Source organism: Ruegeria sp. HKCCSP346, from assembly GCF_017872595.1.
Classification (GTDB): domain Bacteria; phylum Pseudomonadota; class Alphaproteobacteria; order Rhodobacterales; family Rhodobacteraceae; genus Ruegeria.
Map to the genome: position 1 here is coordinate 1,584,663 of NZ_JAEDOT010000001.1, position 25,871 is coordinate 1,610,533.

The 25,871-nt window shown below is 59.4% G+C and carries 24 protein-coding genes; 9 read left to right on the forward strand and 15 right to left on the reverse strand.

Going from position 1 to position 25,871, the window contains the following annotated elements; genetic code table 11:
* Window positions 1–69: 69 nt before the first annotated feature.
* The 3 genes from I9185_RS07970 to I9185_RS07980 are packed head-to-tail and all read right to left on the reverse strand — an operon-like array spanning window position 70 to window position 2,467.
* Window positions 70–741, reverse strand: a complete 672-nt coding sequence (locus tag I9185_RS07970; RefSeq protein WP_348539720.1) for a CPBP family intramembrane glutamic endopeptidase — start codon at window positions 739–741, stop codon at window positions 70–72.
* Window positions 738–1,385, reverse strand: coding sequence for an aminotransferase class IV family protein (locus I9185_RS07975; RefSeq protein WP_171722764.1), 648 nt, complete (start codon window positions 1,383–1,385; stop codon window positions 738–740). Before I9185_RS07975 ends, I9185_RS07970 begins: the two co-directional genes overlap by 4 nt.
* Window positions 1,340–2,467: an aminodeoxychorismate synthase component I gene (locus tag I9185_RS07980; protein ID WP_210092727.1), complete on the reverse strand. Its 1,128-nt coding sequence runs from the start codon at window positions 2,465–2,467 to the stop codon at window positions 1,340–1,342. Before I9185_RS07980 ends, I9185_RS07975 begins: the two co-directional genes overlap by 46 nt.
* Before the next feature lie 177 nt (window positions 2,468–2,644).
* Between I9185_RS07980 and carB the strand changes: the two genes are divergently transcribed.
* Entirely contained in the window at window positions 2,645–5,989 is a 3,345-nt protein-coding gene (gene carB / locus I9185_RS07985; protein ID WP_171634390.1) for a carbamoyl-phosphate synthase large subunit, read from the forward strand.
* Window positions 5,990–6,042: 53 nt separating this feature from the next.
* Here the strand turns inward: carB and I9185_RS07990 are convergent, their stop codons facing one another.
* The 4 genes from I9185_RS07990 to I9185_RS08005 form a co-directional block, all read right to left on the reverse strand.
* The gene (locus I9185_RS07990) at window positions 6,043–6,903 is read right to left on the reverse strand and encodes a hypothetical protein (protein ID WP_171634393.1); all 861 of its coding nucleotides are present in this window, start codon (window positions 6,901–6,903) and stop codon (window positions 6,043–6,045) included.
* A 248-nt stretch (window positions 6,904–7,151) separates the two neighbouring features.
* Entirely contained in the window at window positions 7,152–10,193 is a 3,042-nt protein-coding gene (locus tag I9185_RS07995; RefSeq protein ID WP_210092728.1) for an efflux RND transporter permease subunit, read from the reverse strand.
* Window positions 10,194–10,204: 11 nt separating this feature from the next.
* Complete coding sequence (locus I9185_RS08000) at window positions 10,205–11,242, reverse strand: efflux RND transporter periplasmic adaptor subunit (RefSeq protein WP_210092729.1); 1,038 nt, start codon at window positions 11,240–11,242, stop codon at window positions 10,205–10,207.
* The gene (locus tag I9185_RS08005; protein ID WP_171634400.1) at window positions 11,239–11,706 is read right to left on the reverse strand and encodes a MarR family transcriptional regulator; all 468 of its coding nucleotides are present in this window, start codon (window positions 11,704–11,706) and stop codon (window positions 11,239–11,241) included. Before I9185_RS08005 ends, I9185_RS08000 begins: the two co-directional genes overlap by 4 nt.
* Before the next feature lie 159 nt (window positions 11,707–11,865).
* Here I9185_RS08005 and I9185_RS08010 point away from each other — a divergent pair, with 159 nt between their 5' ends.
* Window positions 11,866–12,990 (forward strand): beta-ketoacyl-ACP synthase III, encoded by a 1,125-nt coding sequence (locus I9185_RS08010; protein ID WP_210092730.1) that lies wholly within the window; start codon window positions 11,866–11,868, stop codon window positions 12,988–12,990.
* Window positions 12,991–13,008: 18 nt separating this feature from the next.
* On the opposite strand, the gene I9185_RS08015 is transcribed toward I9185_RS08010, so the two are convergent.
* Together I9185_RS08015 and I9185_RS08020 are read right to left on the reverse strand one after the other, a co-directional pair.
* Window positions 13,009–14,811: a hypothetical protein gene (locus I9185_RS08015; protein ID WP_210092731.1), complete on the reverse strand. Its 1,803-nt coding sequence runs from the start codon at window positions 14,809–14,811 to the stop codon at window positions 13,009–13,011.
* A 166-nt stretch (window positions 14,812–14,977) separates the two neighbouring features.
* Window positions 14,978–15,439 (reverse strand): hypothetical protein, encoded by a 462-nt coding sequence (locus I9185_RS08020; RefSeq protein ID WP_152458969.1) that lies wholly within the window; start codon window positions 15,437–15,439, stop codon window positions 14,978–14,980.
* 354 nt (window positions 15,440–15,793) lie between these two features.
* On the opposite strand from I9185_RS08020, the gene I9185_RS08025 reads away from it, so the two are divergent.
* On the forward strand, window positions 15,794–16,372 hold the full coding sequence (locus I9185_RS08025; protein ID WP_152458970.1) for a thymidine kinase: 579 nt from the start codon (window positions 15,794–15,796) through the stop codon (window positions 16,370–16,372).
* On the opposite strand, the gene I9185_RS08030 is transcribed toward I9185_RS08025, so the two are convergent.
* From I9185_RS08030 to I9185_RS08050, 5 genes are all read right to left on the reverse strand, one after another.
* A complete protein-coding gene (locus I9185_RS08030; protein WP_210092732.1) occupies window positions 16,369–17,319 on the reverse strand; it encodes a D-glycerate dehydrogenase in 951 nt (316 codons plus the stop codon). The two genes, I9185_RS08025 and I9185_RS08030, sit on opposite strands and share 4 nt — an antisense overlap.
* Window positions 17,319–17,657, reverse strand: a complete 339-nt coding sequence (locus I9185_RS08035) for a tRNA-binding protein (protein WP_171634415.1) — start codon at window positions 17,655–17,657, stop codon at window positions 17,319–17,321. The genes I9185_RS08030 and I9185_RS08035 overlap by 1 nt, the downstream gene beginning before the upstream one ends.
* A complete protein-coding gene (gene proC / locus I9185_RS08040) occupies window positions 17,650–18,465 on the reverse strand; it encodes a pyrroline-5-carboxylate reductase (RefSeq protein ID WP_209832278.1) in 816 nt (271 codons plus the stop codon). The genes I9185_RS08035 and proC overlap by 8 nt, the downstream gene beginning before the upstream one ends.
* 39 nt (window positions 18,466–18,504) lie before the next feature.
* Complete coding sequence (locus tag I9185_RS08045; protein WP_152458973.1) at window positions 18,505–19,005, reverse strand: YbjN domain-containing protein; 501 nt, start codon at window positions 19,003–19,005, stop codon at window positions 18,505–18,507.
* A gap of 321 nt (window positions 19,006–19,326) precedes the next feature.
* Entirely contained in the window at window positions 19,327–19,575 is a 249-nt protein-coding gene (locus I9185_RS08050) for an accessory factor UbiK family protein (protein ID WP_152458974.1), read from the reverse strand.
* Between the two features lie 97 nt (window positions 19,576–19,672).
* On the opposite strand from I9185_RS08050, the gene lgt reads away from it, so the two are divergent.
* The 5 genes from lgt (at window position 19,673) to I9185_RS08070 (ending at window position 23,894) form a co-directional block, all read left to right on the forward strand.
* The gene (gene lgt, locus I9185_RS08055) at window positions 19,673–20,560 is read left to right on the forward strand and encodes a prolipoprotein diacylglyceryl transferase (RefSeq protein ID WP_210092733.1); all 888 of its coding nucleotides are present in this window, start codon (window positions 19,673–19,675) and stop codon (window positions 20,558–20,560) included.
* The gene (locus I9185_RS08060; RefSeq protein ID WP_210092734.1) at window positions 20,557–21,624 is read left to right on the forward strand and encodes an SAM-dependent methyltransferase; all 1,068 of its coding nucleotides are present in this window, start codon (window positions 20,557–20,559) and stop codon (window positions 21,622–21,624) included. The genes lgt and I9185_RS08060 overlap by 4 nt, the downstream gene beginning before the upstream one ends.
* A complete protein-coding gene (gene pgeF / locus I9185_RS08065) occupies window positions 21,621–22,379 on the forward strand; it encodes a peptidoglycan editing factor PgeF (protein ID WP_171722753.1) in 759 nt (252 codons plus the stop codon). The genes I9185_RS08060 and pgeF overlap by 4 nt, the downstream gene beginning before the upstream one ends.
* Before the next feature lie 267 nt (window positions 22,380–22,646).
* Entirely contained in the window at window positions 22,647–22,775 is a 129-nt protein-coding gene (locus I9185_RS20540) for a hypothetical protein (RefSeq protein ID WP_256367481.1), read from the forward strand.
* Between the two features lie 336 nt (window positions 22,776–23,111).
* Window positions 23,112–23,894, forward strand: a complete 783-nt coding sequence (locus I9185_RS08070; RefSeq protein ID WP_171722752.1) for a Hint domain-containing protein — start codon at window positions 23,112–23,114, stop codon at window positions 23,892–23,894.
* 119 nt (window positions 23,895–24,013) lie between these two features.
* Here I9185_RS08070 and I9185_RS08075 read toward each other — a convergent pair whose 3' ends face one another.
* Complete coding sequence (locus tag I9185_RS08075; protein WP_152458979.1) at window positions 24,014–24,514, reverse strand: Lrp/AsnC family transcriptional regulator; 501 nt, start codon at window positions 24,512–24,514, stop codon at window positions 24,014–24,016.
* Window positions 24,515–24,741: 227 nt separating this feature from the next.
* On the opposite strand from I9185_RS08075, the gene trxB reads away from it, so the two are divergent.
* Window positions 24,742–25,683: a thioredoxin-disulfide reductase gene (gene trxB / locus I9185_RS08080; protein ID WP_210092735.1), complete on the forward strand. Its 942-nt coding sequence runs from the start codon at window positions 24,742–24,744 to the stop codon at window positions 25,681–25,683.
* Window positions 25,684–25,871 lie beyond the last annotated feature (188 nt).

The window sequence follows — 25,871 nt, forward strand, 5'->3', positions numbered from 1 at the left end:
CCTTCGGGCGCAGAATTCGTCGCGCCGATACACCCTGTCAGCCCCGGAAAGTCAAGGCGGGTTGCCCCTTCAAAACGGCCTTTGCACATTGCCCGAGTAGAAATATACGCCCAGCCCCACCGCAAAAATGATATTGCCCGCAATCGCGTGCAGCAACACCGCATAGAAGAATGACCCTCGCTGCCGGTAGGCCCATGTGAACAGCAGGCCGCCGGCGAATGTCATCAGCGCGACGATCCAGCTCCAGTACATCAGGTGCGCGAACGAGAATATGGCCGCGTTCAGCAGATAGGCCGCACGCCCATCCGGAAGGATCGCGTGATAGCGGCGAAAAAACAGAGGACGGAACAGCAGCTCTTGCGGCAGCGCTGACAAAAGTGGGTAGCCGACCCAGATGAAGGCCAGCATTTCGGGGCGCTGCACAAGCAGGAAGAACGCGGCATCCGGGCGCGTGATCTGAATCAGCCCAACACAAAAGGCAGCCACGATGGCAGAGAACAAAGCCACCTCGCGCAGGGTCCAGTTGGCCCAGTCATAACGAAGTTCGGCCCATTGAAACCCGGGCGTCCGGTGCAATAGCACGATACCAAGCCCGGTCAGCGCAAAAAGCGCCGGAAACATCCAGTTCGGAGGGAAAAGAACAGCGATCAGCAGCGGCAAGCCAATATAGAACAGGCCAAATTCCAGCCGCAGCTGTCGCAATGCAACCGGCGGTCCGATCATCATGCTGTTTTTTGTCACCCGTCTATCAGCTCCACCTCGATCAGTCCGCGCAGTGAATTTCCGATCCGCACAGTTTGCGCATTTTTCAGGTCGGTCAAGGTCAGCACAGCTTCGGTGACCGCTTTATTTTCCAACAGTTCTTCGCGCAGTATCCCCGGCAAGAGCCCACAGGACAGAGCGGGCGTCAGAACCCGGCCATCAGGCATTTCCAGAAACAGGTTCGTAATGGTGCCTTCACAAAGCTCATCCAGTTCATTCAGAAACAACAGTTCGTCCACCCCCTCGGGCAGCGCTGCGCGCGCGGCATCATAGAGCGCACGGCGCGTGGTCTTGTGACGCAACCACAGGTCATTCGAAGCCAGACGCTGATCCGACAGAGCGACGCGCCAGATTCTGGGATTGTCCACCAGTTCGCCGGTCGACAGATCGAACGATCCCGACACATCCAGCGTAAGGCGGCAACGCAGCGGGGTGTCACAAGCAGCGCCATTCAGTCGGGCGGTTGCTTCATCGGGGTTGAAAGGAATCTCGAACACCCGCGCAGTACGGGCCATTCGTGCAAGATGGCGGTCCAGCCTGACAAAGCCCTGATCTGGGCGGAAGGCCAGTGTTTCAATCAGGCTGAAATCAGGTTCAGCTGGCGGGCGAAGCGGGCTTTCCATAACGCCTCCTCATACTCTGACGGGGCGGTGCTGTCCCAAACGACACCGCCACCTACGTTCAGAGTGGCCTGATCATCCTCAAGCATCAAGGTGCGGATGGCCACGTTGAACTCGGACCGACCATCAGGCGCGGCCCAGCCAATCGTCCCGCAATAGATGTCGCGCGCCCATGGCTCCAGTTCCGCAAGAATTTCCATCGCGCGAATCTTGGGGGCTCCGGTGATCGACCCGCAGGGAAACAGGGCGGTCAGTATTTCACCCAACCCCACGCATTTGTGCAGCTGCGCCCGCACCAGCGAGACCATCTGATGTACGGTGGCATAGGTTTCCACCCGGAACAGGCCAGGCACATGAACGGATCCGGGCAGCGCGACGCGGCTGATATCGTTGCGCAGCAAATCAACAATCATCAGGTTCTCGGCCCGATTCTTTTCGTCCGCGCTCAGAAAAGCTCGGCGGCGCGCATCCTCATCCGGGTCTTCACTGCGCGGTTGCGTGCCCTTCATCGGCCGGGTTTCGATCCGCCCACCCTCATCGGTGCGGAAAAACAACTCCGGCGAGCGGCTGAGCAGATCGGGCAGCCCATCCTGCTGCACCAGTGCTCCGTGGCCCACTGGCTGCCCCACCGCCAGCGCGGCATAGAGCGTTTCGCTGTTGCCCGAGACGGACAGATCAATCGGAAATGTCAGATTGGCCTGATAGATGTCGCCGGCACCGATGGCGTCATGCACGGCCCTGAAGGCCTTGCCGTAGCGCGCTTCATCCCAGCGCGGCCGGAATGCGCCCACTTCACCCGCAGGCGACGGAAGGGCGACACGATCCGGTGCATCATAGACCCCAAAGCACAACAAAGGCAGGCGTCGTTCTTCCGGCAATAGACCATTGAGCCGGGGTTCAAGCGCATAGCCCAGCTCGTAACTGGCATACCCTGCCAGCCAGGCACCGCCTGCGCGCGCCTCGTCCAGCGCCGCCAGAGCCTGGGGCACGTCCTCCGCCACATCCGCGCGGATCACCTGAGACGGACGCTGAAACCGGGTTCCTCGCCCGGCCGGTCCCTGATCGAAACGAATACGCACTTGCATCCTCATTTGCCGTGAGGGGCCATATAGAGAATACTCTGCCAAGTGAAAGAGGGGAAAGCGGCAATTTCGTCCCTGTTTCCGATACCTCTTGCACCTTTTTGCGCGGTCCCTATAACGCAGGACAATTTGGGCGCTGGGGCGGTGCCCTGACTCGCGGACAATCGAAGGAACAAGGCCATGCCGAGAAGAACCGACATCCAGTCGATCATGATCATTGGGGCGGGCCCCATTGTTATCGGTCAGGCCTGTGAATTCGACTATTCCGGTGCTCAGGCCTGCAAGGCCCTGCGCGAGGAAGGATACCGGGTCATTCTGGTGAACTCGAACCCGGCGACGATCATGACCGACCCCGGTCTGGCCGACGCCACCTATATCGAGCCGATTACACCCGAAGTGGTCGCCAAGATCATCGAGAAAGAACGCCCTGACGCCCTGTTGCCCACCATGGGCGGACAGACCGGCCTGAACACCTCTCTGGCACTGGAAGAAATGGGCGTGCTGGACAAGTTCGGCGTCGAGATGATCGGCGCCAAGCGCGATGCCATCGAAATGGCCGAAGACCGCGCCCTGTTCCGCGAGGCGATGGACCGGCTGGGCATCGAAAACCCCAAGGCCGAGATTGTGACCGCCCCCAAGGACGAGAGCGGCAAGAAAGACCTGGACGCTGGCGTGGCGCTGGCGCTTGAAACCCTTGAAACCGTGGGGCTTCCTGCCATCATCCGCCCGGCCTTTACACTGGGCGGCACCGGTGGCGGCGTGGCGTATAACCGTGAGGATTACATCCATATTTGCCGCTCGGGTATGGATGCCTCGCCCGTGGGTCAAATCCTGATCGACGAAAGCCTTCTGGGCTGGAAAGAATACGAAATGGAGGTGGTGCGCGACACTGCCGACAACGCCATAATCGTGTGTTCCATCGAAAACGTCGATCCGATGGGCGTGCATACGGGTGACTCGATCACCGTGGCCCCTGCCCTTACGCTAACCGACAAAGAATACCAGATCATGCGCAATCACTCGATTGCAGTGCTGCGTGAAATCGGTGTCGAAACCGGCGGCTCAAACGTGCAATGGGCGATCAACCCGGTCGATGGTCGCATGGTCGTGATCGAGATGAACCCGCGCGTGTCGCGCTCGTCGGCGCTGGCGTCGAAGGCCACCGGTTTCCCGATCGCGAAGATCGCGGCAAAGCTGGCCGTGGGTTACACGCTTGACGAACTGGACAACGACATCACCAAGGTCACCCCGGCCTCGTTCGAGCCGACCATCGACTATGTCGTGACAAAAATTCCGAAATTCGCCTTCGAGAAATTCCCCGGTTCCGAACCCTATCTGACCACCGCGATGAAGTCAGTGGGCGAGGCGATGTCGATTGGCCGTACGATCCACGAATCGATGCAAAAGGCACTGGCCTCGATGGAATCGGGCCTAACCGGCTTTGATGAGGTCGAAATCCCCGGCCTGAACGTGGGCCTCTGGGACGAGGCCGACGACAAGGCCGCCGTGATCAAGGCGATCAGCCAGCAGACACCTGACCGCCTGCGCACCATTGCGCAAGCGATGCGCCATGGCCTGAGCGATGACGAGATTTTCGGCGTCACCAAGTTCGACCCTTGGTTCCTGGCCCGTATCCGCGAGATCGTCGAGGCCGAACGTCAACTCCGCAAGGACGGCCTGCCCGTCACCGAGGACGGCATCCGCAAGCTGAAAATGCTGGGATTCACCGATGCGCGTCTGGGCAAGCTGACGGGCCGTGACGAAGACAACGTCCGCCGAGCGCGCCGCAATCTGGGCGTTTCAGCGGTGTTCAAACGCATCGACACCTGCGCCGCCGAGTTCGAGGCGCAGACACCTTACATGTACTCAACCTACGAAGCGCCCATGATGGGCGAGGTCGAATGCGAGGCGCGCCCGAGCGACCGCAAAAAGGTCGTCATTCTTGGCGGCGGCCCAAACCGCATCGGTCAGGGCATCGAGTTCGACTATTGTTGCTGCCACGCCTGCTTCGCGCTGACCGAAGCGGGCTATGAAACCATCATGATCAACTGCAACCCCGAGACGGTTTCGACCGATTATGACACTTCGGATCGCTTGTATTTCGAGCCGCTGACCTTTGAACACGTCATGGAAATCCTGACGAAGGAACAGGAAAACGGCACGCTGCACGGCGTCATTGTTCAGTTCGGTGGACAGACACCGCTGAAACTGGCCAACGCGCTCGAGGCCGAGGGCATCCCGATCCTGGGCACCACGCCTGACGCGATTGACCTGGCCGAAGACCGCGAGCGTTTTCAGGCGCTGGTCAATGAACTGGGGCTGAAACAGCCCAAGAACGGCATCGCCTCGACCGACGCGCAGGCGCTGGAAATCGCCGAGGAAATCGGTTTTCCGCTGGTGATCCGCCCGTCCTACGTTCTGGGCGGCCGCGCGATGGAGATCGTTCGCGACATGGACCAGCTGCGACGCTACATCAACGAGGCCGTGGTGGTCTCGGGCGACAGCCCCGTTCTGCTGGACAGCTATCTGGCTGGCGCGGTCGAGCTGGACGTGGACGCGCTGTGCGACGGCACCGATGTGCATGTGGCAGGCATCATGCAGCATATCGAAGAGGCCGGCGTGCACTCGGGCGATAGCGCCTGTTCGCTGCCGCCCTATTCGCTGTCGAAAGAGATCATCGCGCAGATCAAGGATCAGGCGTTCAAGCTGGCCAAGGCGCTGAACGTTGTCGGCCTGATGAATGTTCAGTTCGCGATCAAGGATGATGAGATCTACCTGATCGAGGTCAACCCGCGCGCCTCGCGCACCGTGCCGTTCGTGGCAAAGGCCACCGACAGCGCGATTGCGTCCATCGCCGCGCGCGTCATGGCAGGCGAAAAGCTGGCGAGCTTCCCGCAGCGTCCGCCCTACAAGACCGTGGACGACACAAAGATCGCGGATCAGATGACGCTGGCCGACCCGGACATGCCATGGTTCTCGGTGAAAGAGGCGGTCCTGCCCTTCGCCCGTTTCCCGGGCGTCGATACCATCCTTGGCCCGGAAATGCGCTCGACCGGCGAGGTCATGGGCTGGGACCGCGATTTCCCGCGCGCCTTCCTCAAGGCGCAGATGGGCGCGGGCATGGTGCTGCCGACTTCGGGCCGGGCCTTTATTTCGATCAAGGATGCCGACAAGGGCGCGGCGATGCTCGAGGCCGCCCAGGTTCTGGTCGAACAAGGCTTCACGCTGGTCGCCACCCGCGGCACGCAAAGCTGGCTGGCGGAACAGGGTGTGCCATGCGACGTGGTCAACAAGGTCTATGAGGGCCGCCCGGACGTGGTCGACATGCTGAAAGACGGTCAGGTTCAACTGCTGATGAACACCACCGAAGGCGCGCAGGCGGTCGAGGACAGCAAGGCCATCCGGTCCATCGCGCTTTATGACAAGATCCCGTATTACACTACGGCCGCTGCAAGCCATGCTGCCGCTCTGGCGATCAAGGCGCAGGCCGAAGGGGATGTCGAGGTGAAGTCGCTACAGGGATAAGCGCCGTGGCTATCAGCGTTTAGAAGCTCTGGATATGCTCCAGAGCTTCCTCATCATTCTGCCAAAGGGATGTCTTTCCAAACGGCGGTTGATCTGCTTTGACCTTCAAAAACTTCCAATGCCAGAAATCCTTTGTGCCCACCGCTCGGCAGGTCGAAAGCAATATCTACACGCTGGGGGATACCCGCGGACAAATTGCCCCCGACAACCCAGTTTTTTTGTGAACCAACTTTGAATTCTTTCGCCTGGACCCATTCCGCCGTCGGCAATGCTAGGCGAATTTTGTCTCCTCTGGCCTGAAAGTGATATGACGCGGCATCTTCCGGTTCCAAAAGCATGGTGCAGGAAACCCGCACGCCCTTTCCTGCACATCCCACGAGGTTCGCTTTGGTCGACCCGAAATACTGCGGTTCAAAATCTGTCGAAAAGTCGCCAGTGACTTCGATAGGAGCGCGCGGATTCAGTGCCGCCGAGCTACCAGCAGCCCCGGCTTCCCCCTTTGGACCCACCGGGCCTTGCGGACCTGCCAGTCCCTGTGGTCCGCGCAGCTCATCCAAGTGGTTCTGTACTAAAAAAGCTGCCACAGCCTCTACAGAAGCGGCTTGTCCTTGCCCGACAGGCTGTTCCTCAAGATCGCTAAGGCGTTTTTCCAGCAACGTAAGATCAACCGGTGCTCGTTCGCCGATGGCACTCAACGCGTCGCGCAACGAAGATATCTCCTGATCCTTTAAAGTGAGTTCTTCGTCTATTTGTTCAAGATCTGCCTCGAGACGAGAAATTTTTGCAGCAAACTGGCTAAATCCCAAATCCTGCTCACGCGCGTTGGCTCGTTCCCCATCAATGTATGTGTATAACAAGGTCCCTATACCGACCAACCCCCCAGCGACGCCCGCCACGCCAATTTTGTTATCCATTGAATTCCTCGTGCAAATTCCTAACACACTGAAGCAAATGAAGAAGAGCCTGGCAAGCCTTGCGTTTCTCGATGAGCGGCGACCATCGTCAAGCAACGAGTTCCATGAAGGCCGCCCCTCAGGCGACCATTCTACGACCCTCCCGACGCCTTCTGATCTGAGTCACTTTGAATGGTTCGGTACGATTAAACTGGCACACAAGGATCGGTGTGTTTTAGCTGGGATTCTATTGCAATCTTGAAAAGGGATCACACCGTTGCAAGTTCGCGTTTTTCATCGCCCGCGAAGAAAAGCAGGTAGAACACCGGCGCGGCGACCATTGTTAGGACGGTCGCAAAAGCCAGCCCGCCCATGATCGTCACCGCCATCGAGACGAAGAACGCATCGGTCAGCAGCGGCGCCATGCCCAGAATAGTGGTGATCGCAGCCAGCATCACAGGACGCAAACGCGAGACCGAGGCTTCGACGATGGATGCGCGCAAGGGTTTGCCCGTGGCGCGAACCAGGTCGATCTCTTCCACCAGAACGATGCCGTTCTTGATCAGCATGCCCGACAGGCTGAGCAGGCCCAGAAGGGCCGTGAAGGTAAAGGGCAGCCCTGTGCCCAACAGGCCGATGACCACGCCGTTGACCGACATCGGAACCAGCAGCCAGATGATGATCGGCTGTCGGATCGCGTTGAACAGCAGAACCGAGATCAGCACCATGATCAGCAGGCTCAACGGCAACTGTTTGCCCAGGCTTTCCTGCGCGTCACGCGAGTTTTCGAACTCACCGCCCCACTCCATCTTGTATCCGGGGGGTAATTCGATTGCCTCGATGGCGTCCCGAACTTCGGCGTGTACCTGAGCCGCCGTCAGGTCGGTCGGGATGTCCGCGCCGACGGTGATGGTCAGAACACGATCGCGGCGATGAACCAGCGTATTGAGGGATTTGTACTCGAATCCATCGACCATCTGTTCGATTGGTACAAATTTCCCGGATTGGTCCGAATACACCACCTGATCGACGATGGAATAATCTCCGTCCGCCGGACGACGCAAGATGATGGGGATCAGGCGGTCACGTTCCCGCAGCACACCGCCCGTGATGCCATCGGTCGAAAATTGCAGCGTGGCCGCAATGTCTTCGCGCGTAACACCCGCGGTCTGGGCCCGTTCTGTGGCATAGATCGGCTGCACCGCCAGTTCCTGTTCGCGCCAGTCATGATGAACGAGCAGCGCGTTGGGCGACGCCGCCGCCATGCGCTGCACGGCCTCATCCGCAAGTTGACGCAGGACCACCGGATCGCTGCCCGAGAACCGGGCCTGGATCGGATCACCGCCACCGGGGCCAAACACCAGGCGCTTGGTTCCGAACTCGCCTTCGGGGAACTGGACCGACCCGAACGCTTCCAGATCCGCCTGCAAGGCCGGGATGTTATCCAGACTTTCCGTGCGGATGATCATGTGACCATAGCTCGGGTTCGGTTTTTCCGCCGAATAGGTCAGCATGAACCGGGTTGCCCCCTGACCGACGAATGTCGTGACCGAAACCACGTCATCGCGTTGGGTCAGCCAATCTTCGAACACCGCCATGTCCTGAGCCGTGCGGGCAATCGGCGTGCCCTGAGGCAGCTTGTAATGCACAAAGAACAAAGGCGTGTTCGAGTTGGGGAAGAATTGTTGTTTCATCAACCCGAACCCGGCATAGCACGCAACGGTTACGCCGATGAGACCCGCAACAACCAGCCACCGGAAGCGGAGCGCAAACCGCAGGATCGCGCCATATGTGCGGAACAGGATGCCCCCGTAGGCGTCGATCTCACCCTCCTTGCCCTGCTTGAAGAAATAGTGCCCCAGCAAAGGCGTGACCGTGATGGCAAGTATCCAGCTGAGCAGCAGCGAAATGCCGATCACCGCAAACAGGGAAAACAGAAACTCGCCCGTCGCATCCGGGCTGAGCCCGATCCCGGCAAAGGCCATGATGCCGATCACGGTGGCCCCAAGCAGGGGGATCTGGGTTTTGGACGCCACATCCTCAGCCGCATCGCGCGAGGATTGGCCACGCAACATCGCGATCTGCATCCCTTCGGCCACCACGATGGCATTGTCCACAAGCATACCCATGGCAATGATCAGCGCACCCAGGGAAATCCGTTCCATCTCGATCGAGAATAGTGACATGAACAGAAGCGTGCCGACTACGGTCAGCAACAGGGTCGAACCGACAACAATGGCCGCGCGCCAGCCCATGAAGATGCCCAGAACGGCGACCACGATGGCCACCGACATGGCAAGGTTCACGAGAAAGTCGTTCGAGGCCTGTTCGACCACCACATGTTGCTGATAGATCGGCAGAATATCGACACCGAAGGGGATATTCGCATCCAGCTCGGCGAATTTGGCGTCAGCCCGCTTGCCGACCTCGACGATGTTTTCCGTCGCCAGACCGGCGATACCGAGGGTAAAGGCTTCGGTCCCGTTATAGCGGATCATGATGTCCGGATCGTTCTGACGGGCGCGATAGACATCGGACATGTCGAACAGGTTGATCACCTGCCCTTGCGAACCGACAGACAGGCCCGCAATGGCCGAGACACTGTCCGAACCCTCGGCCGTCAGAATGGTGGTGCGGGCATCTTCAGACCGCAAAGACCCCGAGGAATTCACCGAATCCGCGTTGGCTATGGCTTCGTTGATCGCTTGCAGCGGGACGTTCTGGTTCACCGAGATCGCCAGATCGGGCTCTACAAAAATCGCCTCGTCCGGCAGGCCCTGAACCTCGACATCGGCGACGCCGTCCACGGTCAGCAGTTCGCGACGCAGAAACGTTGCCAGTTCATGCATTTCGGCGTCCGAAAACCCTTCGGCAGTCACCGCATAGAACAGGCCGAACACATCTCCGAACCCGTCATTCACATAGGGTTGGCTGACACCCGACGGAAGCCCGCGGGCGGCATCGCGCACCTTGGCCCGCAGGCGGGTCCAGATATCGGGCAGTTCGGTGCCGTCGTAGGTCGACTTGATCTCTACTTCGATCAGCGATTGTCCGGGTTGGTTGACCGAGGTGATGACATCCACCTCGCCCATCTGCTGGATCGCGGATTCAAGGGGTTCGGACACTTCAAGCGCCACCTGTTCCGCCGTGGCACCGGGATATTGGGTGGCGATGACCGCGTTCTTGATGGTGAAAGCCGGGTCTTCCAAGCGACCAAGCGACGTGAATCCCCAGATGCCACCAAAGAGGGCAATGAGGATGATCAGCCATGTGTAAAGCGGTCGATCAATCGAGGCGCGCGCGATGTTCATCTGTCTGCCCCTCAGTTCGCGAAGCCGGTGAACCGGCGCACGGACTGACCGTCTGTCAGCACAGCACCGCCAGCCACAACAACTTCGTCACCGTCGGACAAGCCTTTCAACACCCGAACATCGCCCGACTGCGTGGGTTCGATTGTCACCGGAACGCGGCGGACCGTGCCTTCATCCGCGCCAGCGGGAGAGAACACCATGACGCTAAGCTCACCTGTTGCATCCGCAATGACGGCCGTCGCCGGCACGACGATGCCTGTGCGCTCATCCCGGACCTTTACGTTGACGGTGACGGACGAGCCGGGAAGAATTTGCAGCCCCTCGGGCGGGGTCAGGCCGAACTGAATGCGGAAGGTCTGCCCGACACTTGAGGTTTCAGCGTCGAATTCACGGATTTCCAGCGGGAAGACTTCATCACTTACGGGGAATTTGGCGGTGATGGTGATATCGTCGTTCTGGCCCGAGCGTTGAAACAGGATCTCGGGCACGTCCACCTCGATGCGCAGTTCGGACATGTCGTGGATGCGGACGATCGGCGTGCCCGCCGATACGGTGGTGAAAGCCTCGACCGCGCGGCTGGAGACCAGCGCGTCAAATGGTGCGGTCAGAGTCGCGTGTTCCAGTTCGTATTCGGCATCGCGCAGTGCGATCGCGGCCAGTTGCGCTTCGGTCTCCGCGTCATCGACCGCCACCTGGCTGGCCGTGGTGCCCCGCAAACGCGACAGGCGTGCGACGGTTCGGTCGGCCTGTTCCTTTTGCAGCTGCGCCCGCTCAAGCCGCAGTTCGAACGGCTCCTGATCCAGTCGCGCAATCAGGCCGCCTTTGGGGATGACAAACCCTTCGTTGACCGGCATTTCGACGATCTGACCGGCAACCTGAAAGGCAAGATCGACCGTCTGCCGCGCGGCAACACGACCGAAGAACTGGCGGGTGAAGCCGGGCGTTGTTTCGTGCACCTGCATCAGCTTGACCGGTTTCGGAGTATCTTGAGCGGTAATCGGAGTTGCCAGAACGGCCAGTGCAAGGCCCAGAGAGGTCAGGAGTTTCATTTCTTCAGTCCCTCGGGAATTCCCGTTTTCAAAACGTTGTCACGGATTTTGCGCGCCAGTCGCGCGAATTCGGCTGTTTCTTCGTCGTTCAGGCCCGAGGCCCTGTGAAAAAGGTCTCCGGCCTCGGCCACCAGCATGTTGCGGGCTTCTTCGCCACGCTCGGTCAGCACCAGCAACCAGGCGCGGCGGTCTTCGGGGTCACGCTCGCGCATGAGATAGCCGGCTTTTTCCAGCGAATCCGCGGTGGCGGTGATTGTGGACGGTACACTCAGCATATCTGCAGCCAGAACCCCCATGCGTTTCGGCTGATCCAGCTTGATCAGCATATGGCATTCGGGGTGGCTCAGGTCTGTTTCGATACAGTCGAAGGTCTCTTCCAGTTTCCAGTACAGGGCATAGACGCCCATGATCGCCTGAATCTCGGGGCTGAGGCGGCCAAGCCTGGTGCTGATATCGTCGGGCATCGGGGATCTCCGCGCGTTTGGAGCGGTCATATACTTCAGTTTCTGAACTATTCAAGATATGAAGCTACAGCTTTATGCACATTCCCTTAGGTCAACATACCTTGATCAAATCACACCGTGACTGCATTTTGGGCAAATCCGAAACACTCAGGGCTAGCCATGTATACCCCCGCCATCACCGGTACCGGTGTCTTCACGCCGGAAAACGTCATCACCAATGCCGAGCTTGTCGAAGCATTCAACGCTTATGCCGACAAACAGAACGCGAAGAATGCCGAAGCCATCGCCGCCGGGCAGATGGAGGCGATGCAGCATTCCTCGGAAAAGTTCATCGTCAAGGCGTCGGGGATCGAAAACCGCTACGTGATGGACAAGGCCGGGGTGCTGAACCCGGACGTGATGCACCCGACGCTGCGCCAGCGCAGCGATGACGAGCCCGGGATCATGACCGAGATGGCAGTGGATGCCTGCAGGAAGGCGCTGGCGCAGGCGGGGCGCACAGCGGCGGATGTCGATCTGGTAATCTGCGCGGCCTCGAACCACGAGCGCGCCTATCCGGCGATTGCGATCGAAATTCAGCAGGAACTGGGGATCAACGGGTTCGGCTTTGACATGAACGTAGCCTGTTCTTCGGCCACGTTCGGCATTCAGGCCGCGGCGGATATGGTGAGGTCTGGATCGGTGCGAGCGGCGCTGGTGGTCAACCCCGAGATCTGCTCGGGCCATCTGGAATGGCGCGACCGGGATTGTCATTTCATCTTTGGCGATGTGGCGACGGCAACGCTGATCGAGCGGATCGAAGACGCCAAAGGCCCGCATTTCGAAATCCTGTCGACCCGCTGTGCTACTGCGTTTTCCAACAATATCCGCAACAACAACGGCTTTCTGCGCCGCTCGCGCCCTGACGGGCTGACCGACCGGCGCGACATGCAGTTCATGCAGAACGGTCGGAAAGTATTCAAGGAAGTACTGCCGATGGTCAGCAAGCATATCAGCGACCACATGGATGCCGAAGGGGTCAGAAACTCTGATCTGAAACGCCTGTGGCTGCATCAGGCCAACAAGACGATGAACGACTTCATCGGCAAGAAAGTTCTGGGCCGCGAACCCGAGCCGGGCGAGCAACCCAACATCCTTCAGGATTATGCCAACACGTCTTCTGCGGGGTCGATCATCGCGTTTTCTAAGTATTCCGACGACTTGCAGGAAGGTGATCTGGGCCTGATCTGTTCCTTCGGCGCCGGGTATTCCGTCGGTTCGGTGATCGTGAAGCGCCACGCCTGACGGTTGATCTTGTGTGGCCTAGCCTGCCCCACTCACCTGAAAGACCTGAAAGGCTGTACCTTCCGCAGCTTGTATCCGTCTGAGATAGGCCGGGATTTCACCCGCAATCAATCGCGGTTGCAAACCACGGCCCTGTGACGCCCAGGACCAGAATTCGGCGCGCGGTGCGGACGTGCAGAGCATGACGTAATCCACGTCCAGCTCGGTCAGGCGTGATCCGATCTGGTCGGCGTCCGATCGGAACAGTTCGATCTGCGCCAGAATTCCAGCCTGATTCCGGTGATAATTGCCCGCCAATACGGAATGGTCGGTATGGCGCAGCACGTTCGCGGCAAAGTCGAAATCAACAAGAACTCTGCCGGCTGGCAGGCCATGCAGGGCTGCATAGGCTTCGGGCGTTTTGCAGGATGCCCCCGAATTTTGCTGTGACTGTCGGGCCGGCATCGCGGATGCGGCAAAGGACGGCTCGGCAAAGCGCCCCAACTGCTCATCGATGCTGGCGCCGGTTTTCGGCGAGATGCAGAGGATGAAAGCAACCATCGCAAGCCCTGACATCGCGCGGCGACTGCTTGAATAAGAGGTGTACAGGACACGCAGGATCTGCGCCTGGACAGCCACCAGCGAAACGCCCAGGAATGTCATCATTCTGGACTGATAGAGGAACACCACCAGGCCGGTCACGATCAGGGCCAGAAACAGGGCGTATTCCAGTCTGAAGGGCGATCTGACTGCGAAGATCAGGGCGGCTGCCACGCACAGGATCGACATCGCGATCAGGGCCAGCGCTTCGCCCCTGTGCCGTTGCAGAGTGACGTTGATTTTCTGGGCTTCCGCCACCTGGCTCAGCCAATAGTCGCGCATGTCCTGAGGCAGGGCTTCGATCGGATTGCTGAGACAATGCGGGGCGAAATGGTAAGCGCAGGCCAATGTCACCACGCCAATTGCAACACATGCGCCGACCCGGCCCCAAAGTGACCAGCCAGACCCGATCCAGGCCACAAAGCAAAGCCCTGCCGCGGCAACGCTCGCCGGCAATGCCACGCTGAGAGTCAGGGCGTCACAGCTTGGAAACAGAAAGGCCTCGTGTCCCGTTGTTGCAAGGCTGGTCAGTAAAAGCGTCACGACCAGCCCGATACCGAATGCCATGGTCCGGCGACGGGTCGGTTCACCGTTGACGATCCAGTCAATGGCAAAAAACACGGCGACAAGTGCTATCTGCAATATCGATTCGGTGCCTATCGACACCGAAAGCGCCAGGCAGGCACCCAGCAGCCATCCGGCATATGGTTTGTCCCTGCGCAACGCAAACAGCATCAGGGCCGTGGCGAACAGAAGAATCTGAGCATTGTGGTGATCAAACGAAAAATAGTCGAACTTCCTGGAGTGTTCGAGCGCCAGCACACCCACAACCAGTGCCGAAACAGCGCCTTCCCGCGCGCCCAAAACGCTTCCCGTCACCGCAAAGGCCCACAAGGCCAAGCCGGCCAAAAGTGAGGGCCAGGCGAATGCCGTCACCTGAAGGGCCGTATCGGGCGGCAAAACCAAACCGAATGTTCCGTAGAGCAAGGCGATCGGCGCGTCGATCAATCGGGACCAATGCATCAATGTACCGCCCTCGGGACCCAGCCGATACTGATGGTTGTCGAACCAGCCCTGCCCCTGCAACAGATCCTGCACGACCACCCAGCGCATCACGTCGTCAGAGCCATCCTGATGACCACTCAGGGTCATCAGAACCAGAAGTGCCACATAGGCGCATACAAAAAATCGCAGAACCAACCGGTCTGCGAAAATCCTGTATGTTCCCTGCGATTTCTGCATGGTTCTCTGCCCTTGACGATCTTGCCCGCGACGGACCTTACAAGACAGACGTGACTGAATTGAGGCAACAGGCACAGTCAGCGTTTCTGACTTTTCGAGCATGAAAACAGGTAAGCCGCACAGGCGAAAACTGGCCGGTCATGAGCGCAACGGTTCCTGACCTCGGCTAGCTGACGCTTTCTTCTTCCAGATGCAGCTTCATCTCGATCAGAACCTGTTGCAGCAAACTGGTTTCTTTCAGCAACCGTTTGGCTTCGTTGACGGTGATGATTCCGTCTTCGATTGCGGCCTGATACTCGGTCATCAACATCGCAAACCGCTGGCTCAGCGCAATGACATCCGAATTGACGCCACCGGTGCGGGGGGTAGAGGTGTTGCGGTCGCTATAGGACAAGGTGATGTTCTTCAGATCCGCCAAAGCCGACGTCACGTGCGGGTAAGTCGCCGCGTTTTCAAGGCGGGCCACCGCGTCCACAGGCATGAACCTGTCCTCGTGCTCAGCATTGTCGGAATAGTATCGTCCCAAAGTGGCCTTGGATTTCCCCGTAATTTCACACGCGGCTTCGATTCCAACATCTTTGACCAGCGCTTCTGTGTGTTTTTTCAGATAGGCCCCGATATCTGCCATTGTTTTACCTTTGTAACCTGCAAACGCCTGCCCGATGTCCAAACGGGGGAAAGCGTGGGTAAATTTCCCATAACCAAGTCATAATTGAAATGTCATACATTGGCTATCCCTCAGATATGCGGGGGATTTTGTGAGTGAGTGGCGGCAGTTCAAGCCGGTAATGAGTGATTGCGGGGTGATATTGTTAAGCCTTGCTGCGTTTTGGCCACATGTTGGCCGACGGCGTCGCTGTTGCAGATGTGGGGGTTCCATCCCCTAGAGCGTAGCTCGGCCTCTGCGAACGCAACGGCGACGTCGCTCCATCAAAAAGATTGGTATCTTGTTCCTTTTCCCCAAGCGTTTTAGACCCGCGTCATGGCAAAGCTGTATTTCAACTATTCAACCATGAACGCGGGGAAATCGACCGTATTGCTGCAAGCCTCGCACAACTACCGCGAGCGTGGGATGCAGACATACCTGATGACCGCGGCCATTGACGGAAGGGCGGGTGCCGGACGGATCGCATCTCGCATCGGCATCTCGGAGGAGGCCGATACCTTCACGCCCGGCGACGACGTCTTCGCGATGATCCGAAACAGACTGGACGACGGTCCGGTAACCTGCGTGTTCATCGATGAGGCCCAGTTCCTGTCCGAAGCGCAGGTCTGGCAGCTGGCCCGGGCCGTCGACGATCTGGACGTACCGGTGCTGGCCTACGGGCTGCGGGTGGATTTTCAGGGCAAGCTGTTTCCCGGATCAGCCGCGCTGCTGGCTCTGGCTGATGAGATGCGCGAGGTCCGCACCATCTGCAAATGCGGACGCAAGGCCACGATGGTGATACGTCAGGACGAAAACGGCAACGCCATCACCGAAGGTGCCCAGGTTCAGATCGGCGGCAACGAGACCTATGTTTCGCTGTGCCGCAAACACTGGCGCGAGGCGGTGGGCGACTAGACCGGGTTGGGCAACGCCTCGCCCGCCACAAATGCCGCCACGTTATCCAGTGCCATGTGCCCCATGCTGCTGCGCACCTCTTCGGTGGCCGTGCCCAGATGGGGCAGCAGGGTGACGTTTTCCATTTCACAAAGGGCCCGGGGCACTTTGGGCTCGAACTCATAGACATCCAGCCCGGCCCCGGCAATCTGACCCGATTGCAGCGCTGCGATCAGGGCCGCTTCGTCCACGACCTCACCCCGCGCGATATTGACCAGAATGGCCGAAGGATTCATCGCCTGAAGAATCTGCGCATTGATCAGGTGGCGGGTTTCCGCACCGCCGGGAACCGCAAGCACAAGGAAATCGACCGAGGCGACAAGGGCTTCAAGGTCAGGTGTAAATTCCGCCGGGAAATCCAGATCTTTTGCATTGCGGGACTGATAGGCCACCTGCATAGCAAACCCGAAATGACAGCGGCGCGCGATGGCCTGCCCGATGCGGCCCATGCCGACGATGCCCACGCGCTTGCCGGTCACATGTTGGCCCAACATCTGCGTCGGGTGCCAGCCCTGCCACTGACCCGACCGCACCAGCCGCTCACCCTCACCGGCGCGCCGGGCTGTGATCAGCAGCAGGGTCATGGCGATATCGGCCGTGGCGTCGGTGACAGCGCCAGGGGTGTTGGTTACATCAATCCCGGCCGTGCGTGCAGCATCCACGTCGATATGGTTGAAGCCAACACCGAAATTGGCCAGCAGCTTGCAGCGCGGCTGACCGGCCTCGGCAAAGATCTGAGCCGAGAACTGATCGCCCAGCGTCGGGACAACCACGTCGTAATCGGCCAGAGCGGCCAGCATCTCCTGCCGCGCCATGGGCAGGGTGTTTTCCCGGATGGTGACATCGAAATCGGCGCGGGCGCGCGATTCGACTGCCGGAGTCATCGGGCGCGTGATCAGCAGTTTCATCAGTGCATCCGCCCGCCTGTAGGAACCTTACCGTCAGGGCCGATCAAAACGATCTCGCCGCTGTCATCGGGCAGGCCAAGCACCAGAACCTCGGACATGAACTTGCCGATCTGGCGAGGGGGGAAATTGACCACTGCCATGACCTGTTTGCCCACCAAGGTCGACGGATCATAATGCGCGGTGATCTGGGCCGAGGTCTTGCGTTCGCCAATCTCATCACCAAAGTCTATCCACATCTTGATCGCGGGTTTGCGGGCTTCGGGATAGGGTTCGGCGCGGATCACCTCGCCCACACGAATATCGACCTTGAGAAAATCGTCGAAAGAAATCTCACTCACGTGACAGCTCCTTGGATCGGTCGGTTGCGGCCTTGACGGCACGGTGCAGCAGGTCAGGGAAGCCGCGTTCTTCATGCATCAGCACCTCAAGCGCGGCCTGGGTCGTGCCGTTCGGCGACGTTACATTGATCCGCAGTTGAGACGGATCCTCGTCAGCGGCCATCGCCAGTGCGCCGGCCCCGGCCACCGTCGATTTGGCCAGTTTCATCGCAAGGTCATGCGGCAGGCCCTGCGCCTCGCCGGCTTTGGCAAGTGTTTCAATCAGATGGAACACATAGGCAGGACCGGATCCGCTGAGGCCGGTGACCGCATCCATCTGCGTCTCATCTTCAAGACGAACCGTCTCACCCACCGCCGACAGCAGGTTTTCGGCCAGAGCCAGATCCTCGGCCGAGGCGTGGCTGTTGCCGATCAGCGCGGTGATGCCCTGACGGATGGCGGCGGGGGTGTTGGGCATGGCGCGAATGATCGGCGTATCGCTGCCCAGAACGGATTCGAACGTGGCAAGCGAGGTGCCCGCCGCGACCGAAACAAACAGCGTGCTGCCACCGCCCAGCGCCTGAATGGCGGGCAAGGCCTCGCCCATCATCTGCGGCTTGACCGCGACCAAAACCACGGCAGGGGCTTCGGGCAAGGGTGTGTTGATGTTGACGCCCTGCGCCTTCAGCCAGTCGGACGGGTGCGGATCGATCACCCAAACGGACGCTGGCGGGAGGCCGTGTTCCAGCCACCCCGCCAGCATTGCGGACCCCATCTTTCCGCACCCCAGAAGCACAAGCCCCTGTTCGGCCACACGCGTCATGTCCATTTGCCCCTCCCGCGTTACATGTCGGTTCGGGGCAAAGCTTTACGCCCGGCCGTAGGCCTCTGCAATGGCCACTTGCATGGCTTCTTCTGGCTCTCGATTGCCCCAGGTGACCAGTTGAATCGCCGGATAGTACCGTTCCGCGCTCATGACGGCAGCGGTGATCATCGTGTCGATCTGTTCGGCGCTGGCTGTCTGCCCCCCGGCAAGGACCAACCCGTACCGGTACACCATCAGCTTCTGGTTCGCCCAATAGGTAAAGGCACCTGCCCAGCACTGATCATTCATCTTGTTGAGCAGCTCATAGAGCTGCATTTCCCGCTCGGCCGGTGGTTCCATTTCGAACGAACACACCATCCGCAGCGTTTCGTCATAGTTGGACCAGGCGAGGGTGATCGAATACGTCCGCCACTGGCCCTCGACAGCCATGGCGATCTGATCGTCCCCAATGCGGTCAAAATCCCAGTCGTGGTGTTCGGCCAGATGTTCAACAATGTCGATCGGATGAATGTCTTCTTCGAGATACTGCTCGGAAAGGGCCATAATGCCACCTCACTAATCTCTAGCATCTTGGGGCTGGCAGCGCCCCAGCGCTAGTTGCCTGCTCTACAAACCGGGCTTCCCCCATAGGCCTGTACTAAATATGGTGCGATGTGGCGTGGGTTCTGGCAACCCTATTTGTTGGGGATAACAGCAATAAGTTGTGGACAGAAGGCAACGTGGATCAAAATATTGGCTGTCGGGTCAGCTTTGTCTTGATTAAATCCCGCAATACGTCAGAATGCACGACACCGCACAATCCCGGTCGGATTGCGCGGCGGCAGAGTTTGTCCAAAACTGTGAAATCAGGGAACGCCCGCGGCGTTACTTGTCCAGTTTCGCCTCGAGTGCGGCAATGCGGGCTTCGAGTGCGGCGTTTTCTTCGCGCGCTTTCTGGGCCATGGCGCGGACGGCATCGAATTCTTCGCGGGTGACGAAATCACGGTCGGCCAGCCAGCGGTCGATCATCGACTTCATCGCGTTCTCGGCCTCTTCCCGCGCGCCCTGCGCGACACCCATGGCGTTGGTCATCAGCTGGGACATGTCGTCCAGTATCTTGTTGCGGGTTTGCATATCTTTACTCCGGTATCGCGGTTGATCTCTATATGGGGAAAGATTGCCGCAGGCTCAAGGTTGACTTGCCCTGCAAACCCCGGGCAATGAGACGCACATGCAGGCTGTTCTGAATTTCCCCGATCTGTCGCCCGAATTGTTCTCGATCTCGCTGTTCGGGATGGAGTTCGCGTTGAGGTGGTATGCGCTGGCCTATATCGCGGGTATCCTGATTGCGTGGCGGCTGGCAGTCGTGGCGTTGCGCCGCCCTGCCCTGTGGCCTGCGGACGGCCCGCCGATGAAACCGGGCCAACTGGAGGATCTGGTCACCTGGATCATTCTGGGCGTGATCCTGGGCGGGCGGCTTGGTTTCGTGCTGTTTTACCAACCTGGCTATTACCTGTCGCATCCGCTTGAGATCGTGAAGGTCTGGCAGGGCGGTATGGCGTTTCATGGGGGGCTGCTGGGCGTGATTCTGGCCTCGTATCTGTTTGCCCGGCACCATCGGATTCCGGCCCTGTCGCTGGGCGACCTGGTTGCCTACACCGTGCCACCCGGCCTTCTGTTGGGGCGGCTTGCCAATTTCGTCAATGCCGAGCTGTGGGGCCGCCCGAGCGAGCTGCCCTGGGCTGTCATCTTTCCCGGTTTTGCCGCGCAGGACTGCCCCGGCGTGGTTGCGGGAATGTGTGCCCGGCACCCCTCGCAGCTGTACGAAGCGGCGTTGGAAGGCGTGTTGCTGGGCGCGTTGTTGCTGTGGCTGGTCTATCGCCGGGGAGCCTTTCAGCAACCCGGCCTGATCATGGGCACGTTTCTGGCCGGTTACGGCGCATCGCGCTTTATTGTTGAATTCTTCCGCCAGCCGGATGCGCAGTTCGTGTCGCCCGGCAATCCGCTGGGATTGGCCTGGCATGTGGGCGGATATGGCCTGACCATGGGCCAGATCCTGTCATTGCCCATGATCGCGCTTGGCCTGTGGTTTGTCTTGCGCGCAGGGCGGGCAAAATGAGCCTGACCGATCACCTGATCGCCCGCATCCGACAGGATGGCCCGATGAGCGTGGCCGACTACATGGCCGAATGCCTTCTGCATCCCACGCTGGGCTATTACACAACGCGCGATCCGCTGGGTGCTGACGGGGATTTCACCACGGCACCGGAAATCAGCCAGATGTTTGGCGAACTGATCGGGCTGTGCCTTGCGCAATGCTGGATGGATCAGGGCCGTCCCGCGCCATTCACCCTGTGCGAATTGGGGCCCGGGCGCGGCACTCTGATGAGTGACATATTGCGTGCCACCCGAACCGTGCAGGGATTTCACGATGCTGCCCGGATTGTGCTGGTCGAGGCCTCGCCTGCCCTGAAGCAGGTGCAGGCGGACACCCTGAAGGGTTACACACCGAACTGGGCTGACAGTGTCGCAGAGTTGCCGGACCAGCCACTGCTGCTGGTGGCGAATGAGTTCTTCGACGCGCTGCCTGTCCGGCAGTTCCTGCGCGACGGTGACGGCTGGAGTGAACGCCTGGTCGGCGAGCGCGACGGCGAATTGCTGTTTGGACGGGGCCCCAATGGGCCACAAGTGGCGCTGGCGGACAGGCTTTCGGACACCAAGGATGGTGATCTGGTCGAGCTGTGCGCGGCTGCGATCCCCATTCTGACCGTGATTGCCGGTCGGATCGCCAGCCACGGAGGTGCCGCGCTGATCGTCGATTATGGCGACTGGCATTCTTTGGGCGATACACTGCAAGCCCTGCAAAACCACAAGCCCGCCGATCCGCTGGCGTCACCCGGTCAGGCCGACCTGACGGCACATGTGGATTTTGAGCCTCTGGCCATTGCGACCCGCGCCTGTGGAGCCAGGCACACACGCCTGACACCGCAGGGCGTGTTTCTGGAACGGCTTGGCATAACCGCCAGGGCGCAGGCTTTGTCCCGGTCGCTGAGCGGTTCCGAGCTGGACGCGCTGGCTGCCGCGCATCGCCGGTTGACGCATCCGGCCGAAATGGGAAATCTGTTCAAGGTGATGGGCCTCTATCCGGCCTATGCTGCACCACCGCCGGGATTAGAGCCATGACACTGGAAATTCTGACTTCGGACTTGCTTTCCCCATTTCGTCACGGGTTCTTCACCCGTCGCGGCGGGGCGTCCTCTGGTATCTTCAACGGGTTGAATTGCGGTTATGGATCGTCTGATCAAACCGAAATTGTCGCACTGAACCGTCGGCGGGTTGCCGATGCGATGGGCGTCGCGCCCGAGGCGATGATCGGCGTGCATCAAGTTCATTCCCCAACAGTTCTGACGGTTGAACAGCCCTTGGAAGGTGAAAAACCACGCGCGGACGCGGTCGTGACGGCGACACCTGGTCTGGCGCTGACAATTTTGACGGCAGATTGCCAGCCAGTTCTGTTTGCCGATCCCGCAGCCAATGTGATCGGAGCAGCGCATGCGGGCTGGCGCGGCGCACTCGACGGTGTGCTTGAGGCGACTCTGGACGCCATGGAAGCGCTTGGCGCAGCACGCCGGAATATCAACGCCGTCATCGGCCCCAGCATTTCACAACGCGCCTACGAAGTGGGCCCCGAGTTTCTGGACGCATTTATCGCCGATTCTCCAGACAACACCCGGTTCTTTGCGAACGGACAGGATGACCGGCTGCAATTCGACCTGCCCGCCTTTGGTTTGCACCGATTGCGGCAGGCCGGTGTCGGGCAGGCGGAATGGACCCGGCACTGCACATATTCCGACCCGGACCGGTTCTATTCATATCGCCGCACAACACACGCAAACGAGGCCGATTACGGGCGGTTGATCTCGGTCATAAGATTGTGATTTTGGCCCAGATTTAGGCGCTGCGCCACTTTTCCGCCACATTTGTTGTGTTTACCGGACTCAGAATCGTAACGAGTTTTGCCAGCTATCAGATGGTCTTCTGACGTCCTTGTTTCGGACGCTGGCGTGTTGAGTGGAAGGATGGACCGAGTATAAATTTCTTGTCTGCAAAACATCCCGGATAAGCCTTATCCATGCCGCAAACGTGCGTCACAAAAGGTTCATAACGGATGCGGGAAACAAACCCGTTCGGAGCAGGACCAGAAAATGAAAACCAAATCTCGCTTTCTCAAAGCCATGGTTGCCGCCACGCGGAGCCAGAAGCTGGAAATGCCGTGGAAGCGGGTATCAAGCCATTCTGTCAGGGTCGCCAGCCGCATCGCGGCACGACGCTGAGACAGAAACACCCCGAGGCCAAGCTGCCGGTCTCGATTGGGTGAACGCGCTTCGGGCTTGCTCCTGCCCGATGTGTGGTGCGTCGCGATCTGAGGGGATCGAGACGGATTCAGGAGTTGTGTGTGTGTGCGGGTAATTTTCGCCCGTGAAGTACGAGTTTGTCTGGGGGGTCAATGTGTTGACCATTGGAAAGCGAGATTTTGTCGCAATGCGGGGTCCGACCGACCGCCGCCCAAGGGTCACCCATTTGTTTCAAGACAAAGAACCAGTTCGCCAGGTTGGCCTGTACGGGGTTACGCCGCGCCTGACCGGACAATTTGAGGGGAAGGAATATTTATGACTATTCCTAGTTCACTGGCCCGTGCGGCCAGAAATGCGATCGAAACGACAGCCATGCTGCGGGACGCACCGCGACCGGTTGCGAAACCAAAGGCCCAGCTGCGCCGGTATGAAGTCAGCACCCTGTTGAAAAACGGAAACGTGGTTCAGACCAGACACATAGCGCCTGCCCTGCCAATGTTCGAAGACGCCTTTTGTGCCTTCACGCGCGGATCGCTGGTTGAAACGGAACATGGGCCCATGGCCATCGAAGACCTGATGCCGGGGGATACTGTCCTTACTCAGGATGGCGCGTCGGAAACCGTGCTGTGGAAGGGATCTGTCACTCTGATCCCGGGACGTCCGGATTCGCGGGGCCGCACGCGGCCGCTTACGCGCGTCACGGCAGATACATTCGGGATCCAAAAGCCGATGTCGGGTGTAATCGCCGGGCCTGCGGCACGGATCGTGGGCACACCGACGCATTTACGGCATTTGTATGGAAATGACCCGATTCTGACACCTGTGTCCGAATTTCAGGATGGAACGGGTGTGATTGAAACAATGCCGCCGACGCCAGTTGAACTGTTTCACATTTGTCTGAAACGGCATTCCGTTATTCGGGTAGATGGTTTACAGTTCGAAACGTATCACCCAGGTGTGAACGCGGTCCGGATGATCAGCCACTCTTTGCGGTCGGTTTATCTGAACCTGTTTGCGCATATCGAGTCGCTCAACGATTTTGGTCCGCTGCTGATGCCGCGCGCCGGGGACGGAGAAATCGACGCGATGACAGCCTGAGTACGATAGCGATTACTGCATTATGGGGGGCATCATGCAGCTGTTACTAAGTTGGATTCTATCCTTGGCGGTGGCTGCCATGCTGCCACCGAACACCGCACCTGCAAAACGTCTGGGGGTTACGCCGTCCGGTTCATTCGTTCTTCCAGAACGTCGAACGGCACGCCTGGCTCGTCTTTTGCGCCGCGGATAACAAGCGATGTCTTGACGCTGGCCACATTTGGCGTGGTCAGCAGTTCACCGGTCAAGAACTGCTGAAAACTGCTGAGATCGGGTGCGACGCATTTGAGGATGAAGTCCACCTCGCCGTTCAGCATGTGGCATTCACGGACCAGAGGCCATTCGCGGCAGCGTTCTTCGAACGCGCGCAGCTCGGTCTCGGCCTGACTGTCAAGACCGACCATGGCGAACACCTGCACTTCAAATCCCAGCTCGCGGGAATTCACCTCGGCGTGGTAACCGGTGATATAACCGGATTCTTCCAGGGTGCGCACCCGGCGCAGACAGGGCGGCGCCGAAATTCCGACCCGTTTGGCAAGTTCCACATTGGTCATCCGACCGTCTGCCTGTAGTTCCGCCAGAATCTTGCGGTCGATATCATCCAGCCGAGTCGTGACCATCAAATGCTCCTGATTTTTGCGGTTCTTATATCAGCCCCCCACGCGCGCGCAATAATGTTTCGTACATGCGCAATTTTCTTTGTTTTCAAATCTCTCATTTCGCCCTCACCCTGCGCAAGGTGGCTTGAATGGGCTTGAACAGTAAGGGGCTTTAAGCCGGGTCTGTCGGTCGCTATATCGGGGCGACGGGCCAAAAGCCCAATTCAGGCAATTCGAGCGGAGTTACCATGGCCGACACACGACACACCAAGGTTCTGATCATCGGATCGGGGCCAGCAGGATACACTGCGGGCGTTTACGCAAGCCGCGCCATGCTGGAACCCATCCTGGTGCAGGGTATCGAGCCCGGCGGCCAGCTGACGACAACGACCGAGGTCGAGAATTGGCCCGGCGACACCGAGGTACAGGGCCCCGACCTGATGGTCCGGATGCAGGATCATGCCAAGGCCATGGGTTGCGAAGTGATCGGAGACATCATCAACGATCTGGACCTCAGCCAGCGCCCCTTCACCGCCAAGGGCGACAGCGGCACCACCTATACGGCGGACGCCGTCATTCTGGCGACCGGCGCGCGCGCCAAGTGGCTGGGCCTGCCGTCGGAAGAGAAGTTCAAGGGCTTTGGCGTTTCAGCCTGCGCCACCTGCGACGGGTTCTTCTATCGTGGACAGGAAATCGTGGTGATCGGCGGCGGCAATACGGCCGTGGAAGAGGCCCTGTTCCTGACCAATTTCGCCAGCAAGGTGACTCTGATCCATCGCCGCGATGAGCTGCGCGCGGAAAAGATCCTGCAAGACCGGCTGATGAAGAACGACAAAATCGAGCCACTGTGGTTCCACGAGTTGGAAGCAGTGATCGGCACCGACGCGCCGCTGGGCGTCGAGGGCGTTCGCGTCAAGCATGTCAAAACCGGAGAGATCACTGAAATCCCCTGTAAAGGCGTGTTTGTTGCCATCGGCCACGCACCCGCGAACGAGTTGGTCAAGGACACGCTTGAAACGCATATGGGTGGCTATGTCGTCACCAAACCGGGCAGCACGGAAACCTCGGTTCCGGGCGTGTTCGCAGCGGGCGATCTGACCGATCACGTCTATCGTCAGGCGGTCACAAGCGCCGGTATGGGCTGCATGGCGGCACTGGATGCCGAACGGTTCCTGGCGGAAACCGAATAACGCGAATTCTGAATTTTGCAGGGCTGCCCCGGTGAATTCAGATCCGAAGGCCGTCAGCCTTTTCAGTACAGTGCCCCCGGGGTTTAAGGGGGCACTGCAAAGCATACGCTGCGCTGCAATCACTGATCGGCAGCCGATGCCACCTGCCAATCCCTTGACCCCCAGCCAGCGGCGTATCAGGATTGCTG

Bases quoted from the DNA above. Each gene is read 5' to 3' on its own strand.
- I9185_RS07975 (WP_171722764.1), bottom strand. From the start codon at position 1,385: ATGGAAAGCCCGCTTCGCCCGCCAGCTGAACCTGATTTCAGCCTGATT.
- I9185_RS07980 (WP_210092727.1), bottom strand. From the start codon at position 2,467: ATGCAAGTGCGTATTCGTTTCGATCAGGGACCGGCCGGGCGAGGAACC.
- carB (WP_171634390.1), top strand. From the start codon at position 2,645: ATGCCGAGAAGAACCGACATCCAGTCGATCATGATCATTGGGGCGGGC.
- I9185_RS07990 (WP_171634393.1), bottom strand. From the start codon at position 6,903: ATGGATAACAAAATTGGCGTGGCGGGCGTCGCTGGGGGGTTGGTCGGT.
- I9185_RS07995 (WP_210092728.1), bottom strand. From the start codon at position 10,193: ATGAACATCGCGCGCGCCTCGATTGATCGACCGCTTTACACATGGCTG.
- I9185_RS08000 (WP_210092729.1), bottom strand. From the start codon at position 11,242: ATGAAACTCCTGACCTCTCTGGGCCTTGCACTGGCCGTTCTGGCAACT.
- I9185_RS08005 (WP_171634400.1), bottom strand. From the start codon at position 11,706: ATGCCCGACGATATCAGCACCAGGCTTGGCCGCCTCAGCCCCGAGATT.
- I9185_RS08010 (WP_210092730.1), top strand. From the start codon at position 11,866: ATGTATACCCCCGCCATCACCGGTACCGGTGTCTTCACGCCGGAAAAC.
- I9185_RS08015 (WP_210092731.1), bottom strand. From the start codon at position 14,811: ATGCAGAAATCGCAGGGAACATACAGGATTTTCGCAGACCGGTTGGTT.
- I9185_RS08020 (WP_152458969.1), bottom strand. From the start codon at position 15,439: ATGGCAGATATCGGGGCCTATCTGAAAAAACACACAGAAGCGCTGGTC.
- I9185_RS08025 (WP_152458970.1), top strand. From the start codon at position 15,794: ATGGCAAAGCTGTATTTCAACTATTCAACCATGAACGCGGGGAAATCG.
- I9185_RS08030 (WP_210092732.1), bottom strand. From the start codon at position 17,319: ATGAAACTGCTGATCACGCGCCCGATGACTCCGGCAGTCGAATCGCGC.
- proC (WP_209832278.1), bottom strand. From the start codon at position 18,465: ATGGACATGACGCGTGTGGCCGAACAGGGGCTTGTGCTTCTGGGGTGC.
- I9185_RS08045 (WP_152458973.1), bottom strand. From the start codon at position 19,005: ATGGCCCTTTCCGAGCAGTATCTCGAAGAAGACATTCATCCGATCGAC.
- I9185_RS08050 (WP_152458974.1), bottom strand. From the start codon at position 19,575: ATGCAAACCCGCAACAAGATACTGGACGACATGTCCCAGCTGATGACC.
- lgt (WP_210092733.1), top strand. From the start codon at position 19,673: ATGCAGGCTGTTCTGAATTTCCCCGATCTGTCGCCCGAATTGTTCTCG.
- I9185_RS08060 (WP_210092734.1), top strand. From the start codon at position 20,557: ATGAGCCTGACCGATCACCTGATCGCCCGCATCCGACAGGATGGCCCG.
- pgeF (WP_171722753.1), top strand. From the start codon at position 21,621: ATGACACTGGAAATTCTGACTTCGGACTTGCTTTCCCCATTTCGTCAC.
- I9185_RS20540 (WP_256367481.1), top strand. From the start codon at position 22,647: ATGAAAACCAAATCTCGCTTTCTCAAAGCCATGGTTGCCGCCACGCGG.
- I9185_RS08070 (WP_171722752.1), top strand. From the start codon at position 23,112: ATGACTATTCCTAGTTCACTGGCCCGTGCGGCCAGAAATGCGATCGAA.
- I9185_RS08075 (WP_152458979.1), bottom strand. From the start codon at position 24,514: ATGGTCACGACTCGGCTGGATGATATCGACCGCAAGATTCTGGCGGAA.
- trxB (WP_210092735.1), top strand. From the start codon at position 24,742: ATGGCCGACACACGACACACCAAGGTTCTGATCATCGGATCGGGGCCA.